Consider the following 15,008-nt stretch of genomic DNA (forward strand, 5'->3'; position numbering starts at 1 on the left):
GGCGATTTTCCGTGAAATTTTATATCAAACATGAGACAAGAGGCCGGCTTCGTATCCATCTTGCTCAGAAGAGAATGAGTTACGGGCAAGCAGATACGCTGCTGTATTATCTCGAGAACCTTGATGGAGTGGCTTCTGCTAAGGTATACGAGAGAACCTGTGATGCAGTTATAAATTATCGGGGCAGCAGAGCAGCGGTTATCCGTGGCATCAGCGAATTTCATTATCAGGATGTAGAGGTTCCTTCACAGGTGCTGCAGAGCTCAGGGAGAGCACTGAATGCAGAATATCAGGAGAAGCTGATTTCCAAAGTGATCTGTCATTATGGAAGAAGGCTTTTTTTGCCATATCCGCTGAATGCCATTTATACAACAGCTACTTCCCTGAAATACATCTGGAAGGGAATTGATACACTTCTTCACCGTAAGATCGAGGTGCCGGTTCTGGATGCCACTGCAATTGGAGTGTCTGTATTACGTCAGGACTTCGGTACTGCAGGCTCCATCATGTTCCTGCTTGGGATCGGAGAGATCCTGGAAGAGTGGACACATAAGAAATCCGTAGGTGATCTTGCAAGAACCATGTCCCTGAATGTTGGCAAGGTATGGCTGAAGAGACAGGATCAGGAGATCCTGGTAGAGTCCGGAGAGGTCCAGCCGGGAGATGAGGTTGTTGTACGTATGGGTACCGTAATTCCTTTTGACGGAAGTGTTACGGATGGAGAGGCTATGGTCAACCAGGCTTCTCTTACCGGCGAGTCTGTACCGGTATGCAAGAAAGAGGGCAGCGTTGCCTATGCAGGCACTGTTGTGGAGGAAGGTGAGATCACCATCCGCGTAAAGACAGTAGGAGGTTCCAGCCGTTATGACAAGATCGTCACCATGATCGAGGAGTCTGAGAAGCTGAAATCTTCTTTGGAGGGAAAGGCAGAGCATCTGGCAGATAAGTTGGTTCCCTATACTCTTGGAGGAACAGCACTTACATATCTGATTACCAGAAACGCTACCAAAGCTCTTGCGATCCTGATGGTAGACTTCTCCTGTGCGCTGAAGCTTGCAATGCCGATCTCCGTATTGTCCGCAATCCGTGAGGCCGGTACACACAAAGTTACAGTTAAGGGCGGTAAATATCTGGAGGCAATGGCAGAGGCAGATACCATCGTATTTGACAAGACCGGAACTCTGACAAAAGCGAAACCGACCGTTGTGGACGTGGTTCCGTTTGATAACAATAATCCAGATGAAATGCTTCGTATCGCCGCATGTATGGAAGAGCATTTCCCGCATTCCATGGCGAAAGCCGTTGTCAGTGCAGCCAAGAAGAAACATCTGGCACACGAGGAGATGCATTCCAAGGTTGAATATGTAGTAGCGCATGGAATTTCCACTACGATCGAAAACCATAAGGCCGTGATCGGAAGCTATCACTTTGTATTTGAAGATGAGAAATGTCTGATCCCGGAGGAAGGCAGGGAGAAATTCGACAATATTCCGGAAGAGTATTCTCATCTGTATCTTGCCATTGACGGACGCCTTGCGGCAGTGATCTGTATTGAAGATCCCCTTCGTGAGGAAGCGAAAGCTTCTGTAGAAGCACTGCGTGGGGCAGGAATTTCCAAGATCGTTATGATGACAGGGGACAGCGAGCGTACAGCAGCAGCCATTGCCAGACGTGTGGGAGTGGACGAATATTATTCCGAGGTACTTCCGGAGGATAAGGCCAACTTCATCGAAAAAGAAAAGGCAGCCGGAAGAAAGGTTATCATGGTAGGTGACGGAATCAATGATTCTCCGGCACTTTCCGCAGCCAATGTCGGTATCGCCATCAGTGATGGTGCTGAAATTGCCCGGGAGATCGCAGATATTACTGTAAGTGCAGATGATCTTCAGGAGCTTGTTGTTCTGAAAGAGATCAGCAATGCACTGATGAAGCGTATCAGACGCAATTACCGTTTTATTATTACCTTTAACGCAGGCCTTATCGCCTGTGGCGTTGCAGGTATCCTGCAGCCGACTTCATCCGCACTTTTGCATAATACCTCCACACTGGCGATCAGCCTGAAGAGTATGCAGAATCTGCTCCCATAGAAATTTTTTCAAAATAAATATAAAAAGCCGGCCAGGTTATCGAAGAGATAAGAGCTTCGTGCCTGGCCGCTTTTTTTGGGCTGCTCAGACTTGGATCGCAGGTATCAGCCTGAAGGTGCAGGGGTATGAAGTAAGTTTTATTCCTGAGGAAAGGGTTCACTTTCCAGCTTCAGTCCGTCAGTCATATGATAGCGTTTCTTTTGGGTATCCGAACGGAGAGGACGGGTATGAAGGCTTCGGTACCTGGAAGGGCTCATATGATAAAATTTTTCGAAGGTATGTGCAAAATGCTGCCGGCTGTTGCATCCGGAAGAAAAGGCAATATCCGTAATGCGCAGAGTACTGTTGCATAGAAGAAAGGCGGCCTGTTCCATACGCTTGCGGTTGATATAGGTATTGATGGTGCAGCCGTTTTTTTCTGTAAAGAGCGCCTGCAGGTAGGATTTGTTGATCCCTGCATATGCGGAGATGGCAGGAATATCAATGTCTTCCAGATAATGCTCATCAATGTAGCGGAGCGCTTTTTTCAGATAGACGATTCCATGGGTGCTACGGCTGGAGCGGGCGCAGAATGCAAGCTCTGTAAGCATACGGCTGAAAAGAAGAAAGAAGAGAAATTCTTCCTTTTGTATCTGACCGGAATTTTGTTGTAAAAATGTGAGCAGATCCTTCAGGCTGTATCCGAAGCTGCGGGAATCCGTGCCGGAGCAGAAGCCCTGGGAGACATCCGTAAAATTCCAGAACCGGGAAAATCCGGGATCCTTTTTCAGGAGAAGCTCCAGAGCAACCGGGCTTTTTTCGGAAGTAAGGGAAAATTCCAGATTCAGGATCGAGCAAGGGAAACCATCTGGAATCTCCAGCCTGTGAGGTACATCCGGCCGGATAAAGATAAATTGCCCGGATTTCAGTGGGAATTCTGTGTCCTGCGTGCCGTCCAGGCAGAAAACCCGGCAGGAACCGGAGGTGATATACATGATCTCATAGCTGGAATGTGTGTGGTGCTCCATATGATAATAGGGCAGGGAGAGAGCATAAAAAGCAGAAATATGGAAATATTGGGAAGAGTCCTGGAAAATATCTGGCATGAAAAAACCTCCTGAGTACGATGCGAAACGGAATGTAAATATTTCAGCTGTAAATTTCGAGTCAGACAGATGCAGATATCCGGTTAAAAACTCTGCCCGCCTGAATATACCCTTTGCTGTCTGCAAACAGTATATCACGCAAAAATAAATACGACAATATATTGCATTTTTACATTCAGGGGATGATACCTGTCACCTCATAAAAAAACAGATGTTATACTGTGATCAGAATCAGAAAAACGGAGGGTATTTTCTATGAGCTATAAAAATGAAAACATGAAAATGATCGAATTACATGAGAATGGCCTGGATATCCGGTTCCGTATCCGGGAAAACGGCGTGGTAGAGCTGGCAGATTTTTCTTCACAGGAAGTAAAAAAAGCAATCATGGAGCCGAAGGAGGATATCTGTTACCCGGCTGTTGAGATTCACAGAAGCGGCACTGGAAGCCTGAACATGCATGCTTACAAAAACAACATTAATCAGTCCTCTGTGGATTTTGTTTATGAGAACCATGAGCTGAAGGAACAGGATGGCGGAAAAGAGCTGGAGATCGTAATGGTTTCCACGGAAAAGCTGAAGGCGGTATATCATATGCGCCTGTTTGACGGAGTGCCGGCAGTACAGACCTGGACCGAGATCATCAATGAGGGAAGCGAGGATCAGGGGCTGACTTATGTTTCTTCCTTTATGTATCAGGGAATCTCCAGAGGCGGCGAGAAGCCTTATTATAAAAAAACAGATATCTATGTGCCGTTTAACAGCTGGTGCTGTGAGGCACAGTGGCAGAAATACGATGCAGAAACGCTGAATTTAAACGGAATGGTCGTAGATGGCTTCAATCATCAGGGATATGGCCTGAACCGTTATTGTTACAGTGGAAAGGGCACCTGGTCTACCTGTGAGTATCTTCCCATGGGAATTGCCGAGGACAGAGAAACGGGGGAGACGTATATTTTCCAGATTGAAAGCTCCGGACAGTGGCTGGCAGAATATGGCTCTGCACAGGGCGGAAATCTGTATCTTGCCTTAAGCGGCGCCACAGAGCAGGAGCATGGCTGGTATAAGAATCTGAAACCGGGAGAAAGCTTTACAACCGTTCCGGCAGGGGCAGCTGTTGTAAAAGGCGGCCTGAATCCGGCAGCAGCGGCACTGACCAGATATCGGAGAAAAGTACGCAGACCTAATACGGACGATGAGAAGCTGAACGTGGTATTTAATGATTACATGAACTGCCTGATGGGAGACCCTACAACGGAGCGGGAGCTTTCTATTATTGACAAGGCAGCAGAGCTTGGATGTGAATATTACTGCCTGGATGCAGGCTGGTATGACGATGGATTCTGGTGGGACCGTGTCGGGGAATGGAAAGAAGCATCCGGAAGATTCCCGAATGGTCTGAAAGAAGTCTGCGATCATGCACACAGTAAAGGCCTGAAAATGGGACTCTGGCTGGAAATCGAGGTTATGGGAGTTGCCTGCGAGCTGGCAAACAAGCTTCCTGATGACTGGTTTGTCTGCCGCCATGGAAAACGCCACATTGATAATAAACGCTATATGCTGGATTTCCGCAATCCGGAGGTACGAAAATACTGCCGTGATGTAGTAGACAGGCTGATCAATGATTACGGTGTAGAGTACTTTAAAGTGGACTATAACGTAACCATGGGATATGGAAGTGACCTGAACAGTGACAGCTGTGCAGATGCCATCCGTGAGCATTATGAATGCCTCCACCAGTGGTATGAGGAAATCTTCCGGGATCATCCGGAGCTTGTTGTGGAGAACTGCGGTTCCGGCGGACAGCGTATGGATTATGGTATGCTGAAGATATTAAGCCTGCAGTCTACCAGTGATCAGACAGATTATCTCTACAATGCCAATATCGCTGCCAACGTAGCCAGTGCGGTAACTCCGGAGCAGGGAGGTATGTGGGTATATCCGTATGAGGATGAAGAAGAGCATGTGATCTACAATGTAGTAAATGGCATACTTCTCCGCCCATATATCAGCGGTATGGTATGGAAACTGGGAGAAAATTCCATGAACCGGATGAAGGAGGGAATCTCCCTGTATAAGGAGATCCGGGAGGAAGTCCGTGACGGCGTGCCGTTCTTCCCACTTGGTTTTGGAACTCTGAAATCCGAAGTTCTTGCTTACGGAGTGAAAGCAGAGAAGAATACTTATATTTCCGTATGGACACCGGGAACAACAGAAGCAGTGATCCCTCTGGAAAATGCAGATCAGATTAGCAGAGTATCCGTGATCTATCCGAAGGAAGAGATGTGCGAATATAAAATCGAAAATGGAAATCTTGTAGTGAAGATGCCGCAGGAAAAAGCAGCGAGATTATTTAGAATCGAGATGAAATAGAAAAACAGGAAAGTCCTGATTATGGGACTGAAAGAATATGAAAGTAAAACCACATCAGTAACAGAAGAAAATTGAGAGAATAAAAATACAGCCAGAAATATCGGATATAAGATCCGGATAATTTCCTGGCTGTATTTTTATTTACCGGATATCCGCGCCAGGCTTCATGATCTGAAGCAGGATCATCGCACAGATGAACGCTCCGATGCCGGGAACTGCACCGCCGATCCCTACAAAACGAAGTCCGGCATATTTTACGATCATTCCACCCATGGCAGAACCGGCTGCAATACCAAAGTTAAAGAAAACCGAGATCAAAGAAGATGCCAGGTTTACACAGGCAGGATGCTCTCTGGTGGCGATATTCAGAAAATGCATCTGCAGTGGTGAGTTCAGAAGATACATCATAACACCGAGGATAAACAGTACCAGTCCTCCGCTTATCAGATTATGGGTGGCAATAGGCAGAAGCAGCAGACATACAGTTTGGATGATGTAGATCAGGGGCAGCATGCGGATGCCGGTTTTGTTTGCCACCTGACCGGAGCTTACATTGCTGGTGATCGCTGCAATACCAAAGATCAGAAGCGCAAGGCTCAGCATGGAATCCGGAATATGAAGCTCCTGCTGGAAAATCGGTGTCAGATAAGTATAGAAACAGTAAGTGGAGGCACCTGCCAGGAAAACGATGGCACAGCCAATGGATATCCTTTTGTCCAGAAAAAGCTTAAACTGTTCCAGAATACTTCCGGCCTTCAGCCGGTTCTGTCGCGGCAGCTTCACAAACAGAAGCGCCAGCAGAGCCAGGGTTGCCATGAAGATCGTGATAAAAGCCGCACGCCAGCCAAAAGTTTGCGTGATGGTGGAAGCGATAGGCACACCCACAACAGAAGCAACGCTGAAACCTGAAAAAACACCTGCGATCACACCTGGGATATGCTCCGGGATGGAAGCAACATCTTCCGCATAAGTCATGGAGATGGAAACCACAGTACCGGAAACCACAGCCGTAAGAATACGGAACACCAGAAATACCATGTAATTGACAGCAATGGCACAGATCAGGTTGCAGAGTGCAAACAGTGAGATTCCCAACATGGTAATACGAAAACGGTTGTATTTTCCCACATAGGCAGCCAGAAACGGAGTGCCAAGGCCATAGGCAAAGGCAAACAGAGATACAATGCTTCCGGCCTGAGTCAGTGAAATTCCGAATCCGTCCGCAATTTCCGGCAGGATACCGATCACAGTATATTCACTGGTACCCAGAAAAAAGCTGAGCATGATCAGGCCTACAACAGCCGGATTAAAAAATCGAGCCTTGGATGATGACATGATGATAAGTCCTCCCTGAAAAAATTAAAAATTAATTATCTGCATCAAAGAAATCTTTTTCAACAAGAAAATCTCCTTCAATGCGGTAAAAGAATATCACAATTTACACGATGTTTCTTGTTTACAGCTGTCAGATTTTTGTAGTATATTGATATCGGAAAGCGAGGAGGAGAAGAGAAGATGGAAATACCGGTATTTGGAAAAGAACAGTATCCGCTGAACAGAGAGTCCGGACTTTCCTATACGATTTCGGATATTTACAAGCATGTGCCAATACATACTCATAATCATTATGAACTTTTTATCATTTCAGAGGGTACGGCCTATCATATGATCAATGATTCCGTGCAGACAGTAAGAAAGGGGGATCTGTTTTTTATACGCCCCAATGATATGCACAGCTATAACTTTTATCATTCGGAGAATTTCTGCGTCCGGAATCTGGGCTTTTCTACCCAGGTGCTCCGGAATGTTTCCCTGTTTCTGGAGCAGGAGGAGAAGATGGATAAGCTGATAAACAGTGAGATGCCTGCCTATGTACATCTGGAGGGGGAAAATTTCCGCAAGGTTCTGGATGCACTGGATACTGCGGGAAAGTTGGTAAACAGTAGCCATCCTCGGCACGCAAGATATCATGCGCAGTGTGTCATTGCGCTTCTTCTGGAGGATTATTTCTTCACTTATGATGAAAGGGATCCCTGGAATCAGATGCCTTCCTGGCTGTCAGAGCTTCTCTTAAATATGTCAAAGATTGAAAATCTCCAGGAAGGCTACGAAAAAATGTGCGAGTTGGCTCCCTGCTCTCCCAGCCATCTCTGCAGGCTGCTGAAACAGATCTGTGGGAAAACGCCTACTCAGTATATTAATCAGGAACGTCTGAAATATGCAGTTTATCTTCTGGCACAGACAGACCGGGAGATCCTGGATATCTGTGAGTGCTGCGGATTTTCCAATGTGAGCCACTTTTATCATCTGTTCCGAGAGCAGTTTGGAGTGTCACCGGCGAAATTCAGGAAGACGGTGTGATCGGGTATGAGTTAGAAGAGGCAGAACAAAAGTTTTATCTGAGAGATCACAGATGCGGACAAGCCATATTACTTTAAGGACCGTAAGTTTGATGAGGAGGCGTGGGCAAAAATAAATGGAAAATAAAAGAGCCCTGGCATTTTTACCAGAAAGCTTATCAGCCTGGATGAATTTGTAAAGATCCCGGCTGTGTACCTGAATTATAAGAAATACAGATGGGTGAAGGATCTGACAGTGAAAAGCGAATAGGAACAGAAAACAGCAGAGCTGTATGTCCCGGGATTACAGGGAATATACAATTCTGCTGTTTTATTTTATGAGATTATCTGTTTTCCGCAAGATATTCTTCTGTAAGAGCAACCGCATCCGTGATGCACTGCGGGCAGCTGCAGAGGACCTTGCCTGTCTCTACACCTTTTAATTCACGGCAGATGCAGGAGCCGTTTTTTTCTTTGAATTTCCCGGCATAGGTGCGAAGCTTTTTGTAAGTGTCACCTTTGGAGCCGGAACCTTCTTCGGTATTTCCGCGGCTGTTGGAAAGTCCGATGATCATAGCCATACCGGAAAGAGCACCGCACATTTCCATAACACCCATTCCAAGGCCGAAGCCCTCAGCAATACGGAACATCTCGTTTTCATCGATGCCAAATTCCCGGCAGAAAGAGCAGGCAACTGCCTGTGCACAGTTGCAGCCATTCTCGTGTAATTTTGCAGCGTATTCGGCTTTTGTACTCATGATTTCTTATCCTCCTGATTTCAAATCGCAAGTAGGTTTTTGATCGCTTCCATATAGATCAGTACCGCTTCTTCCATACCGGAGACCAGGATAAATTCATCGGCTCCGTGGATGCGGTAGTCAATTCCCTCTTTTTCAGGTCCGAAGGCTATGATGTTTTTGAGGGATTTTGCGTAAGTGCCGCCTCCGATGACCATTGGTTTGTGCTCGGTATCGCCGGTCACATCTGTGTAAGCTTTGTAAAGAGCATTTACCAGCGGAGATTCTCTTGGGAAGAATAACGGGGCAACAATCTGTGTGATCTCAATACGACCGTTTTTATCTTCCAGTCTGTCCTGGCACATTTTGCGGATATCGGTCTCATTAAGAGTTACCGGAACACGGATATCGATGGTACAGGAAATGACACCGTTTTCTGTTTTTACGATTCCGTTGCATAACGTCAGATCGCCGTATTCATCTGCAAATTTCAGACCAATGCCGGAGCCGTCACATGCAGTGCCGATATGGGAGTTATAGAATTCAACAAAGTCATCTTCAAAGCCTGCTTTTGCCAGGCATTCAAAGGTTACTCCTGCAGCATTGACACCGAGATGAGGAGTGCTGGCATGGGCCGGAACACCTTTGGCGTAGATGGTGAGTCTGCCATTTTCTTCGCTTACCTTATATTCCTGGAGCTTCGTCCGGGAAAGTGCGGATTCCAGCTTTTCCTTCAGACCGTCCTCATCGGGAACAATGGTTGTACAGGTGTCACACATTGCATTGGATACAAAACCGCCGTTCATGGAGATGATCCGGGTGTTTTTTGAGCAGGCGATCATGGCAAGCTGGCCTTTTTCACCGTGGATACATGGGAAGCTGGCATCCGGTGTGAAACCGCAGGAAAGCTCTTCTGCTACCTGATTGTAGTGAGCCATACATTTGGAACCTGTTTCCTCGTTGCAGCCCATGATCAGGCGGACTCTTTTGTTCAGCTTCACGCCGTGATCGCGGAGAAGCTTCATGGCATAGAGCGCTTCCAGGATAGGGCCCTTGTCATCAGTGGTCCCGCGGCCGTATACATGATCGCCTTCACGGGTAAGGCGGAACGGATCGTAGGTCCAGTCTCCGCCTACAGGAACGATATCCAGATGACCGGCGATGCCGACAATCTCATCGCCCTCACCCATTTCGGCATAACCGCAGTAGTTATCCAGGTTTACGGTTTTAAAGCCAAGTTCTTCGGCGATCTTCAGTCCCTCTTCCAGGGCTTTTGCAGGGCCCTCACCAAATGGCTTTCCCTCGGAAGGGGTACCGAGCTGGGAGTCAATGGCAACCAGTCTGCCAAGATTTGTGAGCATTTCTTCTGATAATGCGTGGATTTCTTCTTTAATATCCATATTGATTTCCTCCTGTTTACAGCGTTCCGGAAAGTGACAGGATGGAACGCTGGTGTTATGAGCTTTATTATAGCATAGATTGTAATGAATGGCAGAACAGATTTTTACCTGTTGAAGACGTACCGATCCATTCGGCGGAAGGCTTCCTCTATGCGGGAACGGGGGGAGGCCAGATTCATTCTCAGGTGACAGGAACCGAAAAACATCCTGCCGTCCTGGACGGCAACACCGACATCCCAGCAGGCTTTTTCCACATCCTCGATTGTTTTGCCATGGGCGGCACACCAGTCGGTGCAGTCGGCAAAGAGCATGTAGGTGCCTTCAGGCCTGGAAACGTTGACACCATTAAAGTGCCGGTCAATGTAATCACAGGCAAAGTTTACATTTCCGCTTAGTACTTCGCATAGTTCATCGGTCCATTCATAGCCCTCAGGCTGATAAGCGCCAAGCAGAGCGTGCATGGACAGAACATTCATCATATTATAATGGCTCAGACTGGACTCTTTCAAAATACGATCCCGCCACCAGCTGTTGTATACAATGTGATAGCTGCCAACAAGTCCTGCAAGATTAAAGGTTTTGGATGGAGCGTAGAAGGCCGCTGTGCGCTGGCGGGCATCTTCACTGACGGACTGGCTAGGGATATGCTTATGGCCGTTCAGGATGAGGTCAGACCAGATCTCGTCTGAGATGACATAGACATCATGTTTTCGGTAAAGCTCCATGGCTTTTTCCAGCTCCCAACGCTCCCACACGCGTCCACAGGGATTATGCGGATTGCAGAGAATGGCAGCGTGGATCTTCTTTTCCCGGAGTTGTTTCTCCATGTCTGCATAATCCATTCTCCATATGCCGTTTTCATCTCTTACCAGCGGAGAATGTACGGCCTCGTAGCCGTTGTTTTTCAGACTTTTGGTGAAGCCTATGTATGTCGGGCTGTGAACCAGGACGTTATCACCGCGGGAGCAGATGCAGTTCAGTGCACTGATAACTCCGCCCAGAACGCCATTTTCGTAGCCAATGTGTCTGGGCTTTAGACCGGTGACACCGTGGCGTGTTTCCTGCCAGCGGATGATGGCCTTATAATATTCCGGCGGGGCTTCGAAGTAACCGAAGGTCGGGTGACTGGCCCGTTCGATGATTGCCTGCTGTATGGTAGGTACAGTAGGGAAGTTCATGTCTGCTACCCACATCGGGATGGCATCGAAGCCTTCTTTCGGCGGGGCAGGAGAGAAACCATCGCCCTTCAGGCCGTCTACTGCGATGGAATCTCTGCCATGCCGGTCAATGATGGAAGTGAAGTCGTATTTCATATGAATGCTCCTCCTGAAAAATTCTATTTGCTTCACCTTATCATATTTTTGGGGGAGGGGCAATTCCTTTCCATTTCAGTATGATGTTCCGAACTCTTCAGGTCCTTCTGGCATATGCTAAAATCAGAAGTCAAAAAAGGAGTATCTACATGAAAAATAAAAAACGGATCGCATTGGCGGTGGCAGTCATGCTGGCGGTGACGGCGCTGCCGATGACAGTTTTTGCATCAAAGAAAGATAAGGAAGAGGAGAAATTGAGCAAAGTTACTTTAAATGAGGTAGCACATTCTGTTTTCTATGCACCCCAGTATGTTGCGATCGAGAAGGGATATTTTGCGGAGGAAGGTCTGAATCTGACACTGGTGACGGGATTCGGAGCAGATAAAACGATGACTGCTGTGATTTCCGGTGAGGCAGATATTGGATTTATGGGCGCAGAGGCATCTGTTTATGCTTATCAGGAGGGCGCCACGGATCCTGTCGTAAATTTTGCACAGTTAACCCAGCGTGCGGGGAATTTTCTTGTGGCAAGAGAAGAGATGCCTGATTTCAAGTGGGAGGTTCTGAAAGGAGAGAAGGTTCTTGGCGGTCGTAAGGGTGGCGTACATAGAACTATGTAAATTATGAGACGATTGTGATTTTGTGTAATTGGGTGGATGGGATGAATAGTGCGAAGAATGTATAAAAGAAGTGGCGGAAATACCAGTAATGATATTTCCGCCGTTTTACAACTCTGAATATCCGATTCAGAGCTACTTTGTATTTATATAATACTGCATGGATTACTTACCGTCAATAAAGAAGGAGCCAGATTGTCCCGACTCCTCCAAGTATATGTCCGCAAACACATACCCCAATTGCTATTAATATACTGCAACAACTCTAAATATGCAATAAACAAGATAAAACTTTTATTTGAATTTATATTTTGCGAAATTTTGTTATCTCTTTCCAGTTTGATGGGAATCCCATATATTCAAAGAGGACATTCAGCTTAAGATTTGAATTCTGTTTTTCGTACTTCCTGAAAATGTGTAATAGTTGCTTTTTAAATAGCATAAAATCTGTCCTTGGAAGTAGATAGCGAAAAGCAATAACAACACTGAATAAGTCATTTTTTCCATAAATGTATTTTGAACCATTTTTAGAAATCTTTAATTTTTTATGTAATAATGTATCTGGAATGTCGATATATGTATGATAAGAAAACAACCGTTCGTTGTGTGCACATACATTCCGGTACAGCGTTAAGACCTTCAAATACTTTATCATTTCATTTTTCTTAACATTTCCAAAATCCTGGCAAACTGTTCCCTGTATATTCTGAGGTAAAAATTCAAACATTTTGGATATCTGACCAAAAGTAAGTGTATTCATAATCACCCATAATGGAATATTATGATATTTATTACGCTGATAAACAAGGTATTCATGATCCCTATTTTGTTTCGCCATCATATCAAGCATCTTAATTAATTTTGCGATTCCATTTTTATTTTTTGAAAGATTGTTATAATTGTTAGGATTGAGATATTCTTCCTGACGCTCCCCATGCTTTTTGCAGAAATGATAAGAAATGGACGAACGCATTCTTCTTTCTACACGGCATAAATATTTAAAAAAGAGTCCACGCAGTTCTTCATCAAATTCATAAAGAGATACGATATCTTCAAAACGTGCTTCATTAATATATTTACGAGTATGAATATCAATAAATGGACGTTTATATCCACCAATCAATGCATAATAACTGATATTTTGCAGAGCTTCTACCGCGAAATCAGAATCTACAATAATCAGATTTTTTTCACTTTTCAGTTTTTCAATCTGTGTAGTATATGTAATAAATGGTTTGCTCATATGTACCTCTCAGCAAAATATTTCCAGATAAAGAAAAAGGAGAGGGGCCTCGGCACCCTCCCCCGATCGCAGGCTTCACGAGTTTCTGCAATCTGATCACTAAAGATAATATAGCCGATATAACTTGGAAAGTCAATCAGAAATTATCTTTGCGTTAAATTATATTCAATCAGGATTTTTTTATACCCACTTGTTTACAAGTATGCAAATTTCAATTATTATGTTGGTAAGATTATTTGAGGTGGTAAATTTCGTTGCAACCACGCACTCTATGGGTTAAAAGAGATGCAGGAGCCGTGACGCCTGCCAAATAATCTCTCATCTATAAATGCTCTGTTCACGGCGGATAGGGCTTTTATTCATGAATAAATTGATCCCACGGTTCATATCCATTCATGTAAGAAAATTCTTCTTCAGTTCTGAATCCTTCCAGTAATGCCTTCTTCATTTCTTTGGCATACGGATTTTCAGTATTCCGGAATTTCATGTGCTGATATAATTTTGATTCTCGAAAATCACCCATGGTATCTACGTTCTCCAAGAGTTGCTTTGCCACCTGAAAAGTGCCTTCCACATCTTTTTCGGCAACAACAACATTTAACATTGCCGCGCATTCATGATATTTTCCCATGTCAAATGCATTGGCTAAAACATTCATTTTTTTTGCAAGATATTTTGCATATTCATGATTCTTTTCTTCAAGAGCTTGGGTGATCATGGTACCAAAAGTCAGATTTAATGTAGTATACGTTGAAAAGACTACATCTTCAAGTTTTTCATATGCATCTTCTGTTTTTCCCTGCTGCATATATAATTGTCCCATTTTTACTTTTTTCACAGGATCATAGTCGGAAAAATAACGTAGATATTTTTCTGCCATAGCATAATCCTTTTTCCTTAAATAAAAGCCAAACAGGGAATCTGCTGCATGGTGCTGGATTTTTTCCTCTTCATCATTCAAGGCTATTTCATACCAGGCATTGATTTGTTCATCGTACTTATCTGGATTATCACATTCACCAATAATTCTTCGGGAATCGAGCATTACTGCGATCTGCCAGATAAGCAAGTTGCAGTTTGGGTATTTTTTTATGGTATTTACAGCCCATTGATATGTTTTTTCGTAACCTTCCTCTGAAAACATTTTGTCCATCTTCTGAATAAATTCTCCGATTTCAAAATCTGTCAATTTTTCTTGAAAAGACAACAGGGTATCCAGAGAAATATGCAACAATCTTGCAATAGGTGACAACAATTCAATGTCTGGCTTAGAGTTGCCATTTTCCCATTTATTTACTGCTGGAGTTGTAACACCAAGCCTGTTTGCCATCTCTTCCTGGGTGTATCCGGCTTCTTTTCTGTATTTTTTTATCACACTGCCAATATTCATTTAAATTCTCTCCTAACAGATTTTCCAAAAGCTTTTGTAACTAAATCATAACAGCATTCAAGATATAGCACAATTGAATTGTTGTTAATTATCTTTCAGATTTTTTAACTGCCGGGAAACTTTTTAACAAATGTAGCAAGAATTCTCCCACCTCTTCAGGTGGTGAGATGAATTGCACGTCTGAGCATATCTGCTCAAAAAAATCTCTATAGTATAAAAGGAACGCTTGTTCTCCATTCCCTGATGTAGTATACTGAAAAAGAACAATTAGTTCATAAATACATATCCGTCGATATAAGAAAAAAGATGATAAATATAATGGAGTTAGACCATGAAAGATGCATTCTGGAGTCAGATCTTCTGTCTGCTCAGTGCAGGCGGAGCAACGATTGAAACGATACGGCAGTATATAGAAAGCCAGGGT

General features: G+C 44.6%; 10 protein-coding genes and 2 pseudogenes. 5 read left to right on the forward strand and 7 right to left on the reverse strand.

Annotated elements, in window-relative coordinates:
- Positions 1–11: 11 nt before the first annotated feature.
- Positions 12–2,087, forward strand: coding sequence for a heavy metal translocating P-type ATPase (locus MUB50_RS12510; RefSeq protein WP_118625822.1), 2,076 nt, complete (start codon positions 12–14; stop codon positions 2,085–2,087).
- 137 nt (positions 2,088–2,224) lie between these two features.
- Here MUB50_RS12510 and MUB50_RS12515 read toward each other — a convergent pair whose 3' ends face one another.
- A complete protein-coding gene (locus tag MUB50_RS12515) occupies positions 2,225–3,172 on the reverse strand; it encodes an AraC family transcriptional regulator (protein ID WP_244791196.1) in 948 nt (315 codons plus the stop codon).
- 255 nt (positions 3,173–3,427) lie between these two features.
- Between MUB50_RS12515 and MUB50_RS12520 the strand changes: the two genes are divergently transcribed.
- Positions 3,428–5,545 carry a glycoside hydrolase family 36 protein gene (locus MUB50_RS12520; protein ID WP_244791194.1) on the forward strand — a complete coding sequence of 706 codons (2,118 nt, stop codon included), beginning with the start codon at positions 3,428–3,430 and terminating at the stop codon, positions 5,543–5,545.
- 141 nt (positions 5,546–5,686) lie between these two features.
- On the opposite strand, the gene MUB50_RS12525 is transcribed toward MUB50_RS12520, so the two are convergent.
- Entirely contained in the window at positions 5,687–6,880 is a 1,194-nt protein-coding gene (locus tag MUB50_RS12525) for an MFS transporter (RefSeq protein ID WP_244791192.1), read from the reverse strand.
- 180 nt (positions 6,881–7,060) lie between these two features.
- On the opposite strand from MUB50_RS12525, the gene MUB50_RS12530 reads away from it, so the two are divergent.
- Positions 7,061–7,906, forward strand: coding sequence for a helix-turn-helix transcriptional regulator (locus MUB50_RS12530; RefSeq protein WP_118512942.1), 846 nt, complete (start codon positions 7,061–7,063; stop codon positions 7,904–7,906).
- Positions 7,907–8,228: 322 nt separating this feature from the next.
- On the opposite strand, the gene MUB50_RS12535 is transcribed toward MUB50_RS12530, so the two are convergent.
- The 3 genes from MUB50_RS12535 to MUB50_RS12545 all read right to left on the reverse strand — a co-directional run bounded on the left by MUB50_RS12535 (position 8,229) and on the right by MUB50_RS12545 (position 11,334).
- Positions 8,229–8,642: a C-GCAxxG-C-C family protein gene (locus MUB50_RS12535; RefSeq protein WP_244791190.1), complete on the reverse strand. Its 414-nt coding sequence runs from the start codon at positions 8,640–8,642 to the stop codon at positions 8,229–8,231.
- 20 nt (positions 8,643–8,662) lie between these two features.
- Positions 8,663–10,021, reverse strand: a complete 1,359-nt coding sequence (locus MUB50_RS12540; protein WP_244791188.1) for a M20 family metallopeptidase — start codon at positions 10,019–10,021, stop codon at positions 8,663–8,665.
- A gap of 104 nt (positions 10,022–10,125) precedes the next feature.
- Positions 10,126–11,334: a MalY/PatB family protein gene (locus tag MUB50_RS12545; RefSeq protein ID WP_244791186.1), complete on the reverse strand. Its 1,209-nt coding sequence runs from the start codon at positions 11,332–11,334 to the stop codon at positions 10,126–10,128.
- A gap of 212 nt (positions 11,335–11,546) precedes the next feature.
- Here MUB50_RS12545 and MUB50_RS12550 point away from each other — a divergent pair.
- Positions 11,547–11,939: pseudogene (locus tag MUB50_RS12550) on the forward strand (ABC transporter substrate-binding protein); the annotation flags it as partial.
- A gap of 316 nt (positions 11,940–12,255) precedes the next feature.
- On the opposite strand, the gene MUB50_RS12555 reads toward MUB50_RS12550, so the two are convergent.
- Entirely contained in the window at positions 12,256–13,194 is a 939-nt protein-coding gene (locus MUB50_RS12555; protein WP_173753908.1) for an Abi family protein, read from the reverse strand.
- 355 nt (positions 13,195–13,549) lie between these two features.
- Positions 13,550–14,584: a helix-turn-helix domain-containing protein gene (locus tag MUB50_RS12560; protein WP_118625804.1), complete on the reverse strand. Its 1,035-nt coding sequence runs from the start codon at positions 14,582–14,584 to the stop codon at positions 13,550–13,552.
- A 334-nt stretch (positions 14,585–14,918) separates the two neighbouring features.
- Here MUB50_RS12560 and MUB50_RS12565 point away from each other — a divergent pair.
- A pseudogene (locus tag MUB50_RS12565) lies at positions 14,919–15,008 on the forward strand (transposase); the annotation flags it as partial.

The sequence above is a fragment of the Blautia sp. NSJ-140 genome (assembly GCF_022868965.1).
In the GTDB taxonomy this organism is placed as follows: domain Bacteria; phylum Bacillota; class Clostridia; order Lachnospirales; family Lachnospiraceae; genus Blautia_A.

Bases quoted from the DNA above. Each gene is read 5' to 3' on its own strand.
- MUB50_RS12515 (WP_244791196.1), bottom strand. From the start codon at position 3,172: ATGCCAGATATTTTCCAGGACTCTTCCCAATATTTCCATATTTCTGCT.
- MUB50_RS12520 (WP_244791194.1), top strand. From the start codon at position 3,428: ATGAGCTATAAAAATGAAAACATGAAAATGATCGAATTACATGAGAAT.
- MUB50_RS12525 (WP_244791192.1), bottom strand. From the start codon at position 6,880: ATGTCATCATCCAAGGCTCGATTTTTTAATCCGGCTGTTGTAGGCCTG.
- MUB50_RS12530 (WP_118512942.1), top strand. From the start codon at position 7,061: ATGGAAATACCGGTATTTGGAAAAGAACAGTATCCGCTGAACAGAGAG.
- MUB50_RS12535 (WP_244791190.1), bottom strand. From the start codon at position 8,642: ATGAGTACAAAAGCCGAATACGCTGCAAAATTACACGAGAATGGCTGC.
- MUB50_RS12540 (WP_244791188.1), bottom strand. From the start codon at position 10,021: ATGGATATTAAAGAAGAAATCCACGCATTATCAGAAGAAATGCTCACA.
- MUB50_RS12545 (WP_244791186.1), bottom strand. From the start codon at position 11,334: ATGAAATACGACTTCACTTCCATCATTGACCGGCATGGCAGAGATTCC.
- MUB50_RS12555 (WP_173753908.1), bottom strand. From the start codon at position 13,194: ATGAGCAAACCATTTATTACATATACTACACAGATTGAAAAACTGAAA.
- MUB50_RS12560 (WP_118625804.1), bottom strand. From the start codon at position 14,584: ATGAATATTGGCAGTGTGATAAAAAAATACAGAAAAGAAGCCGGATAC.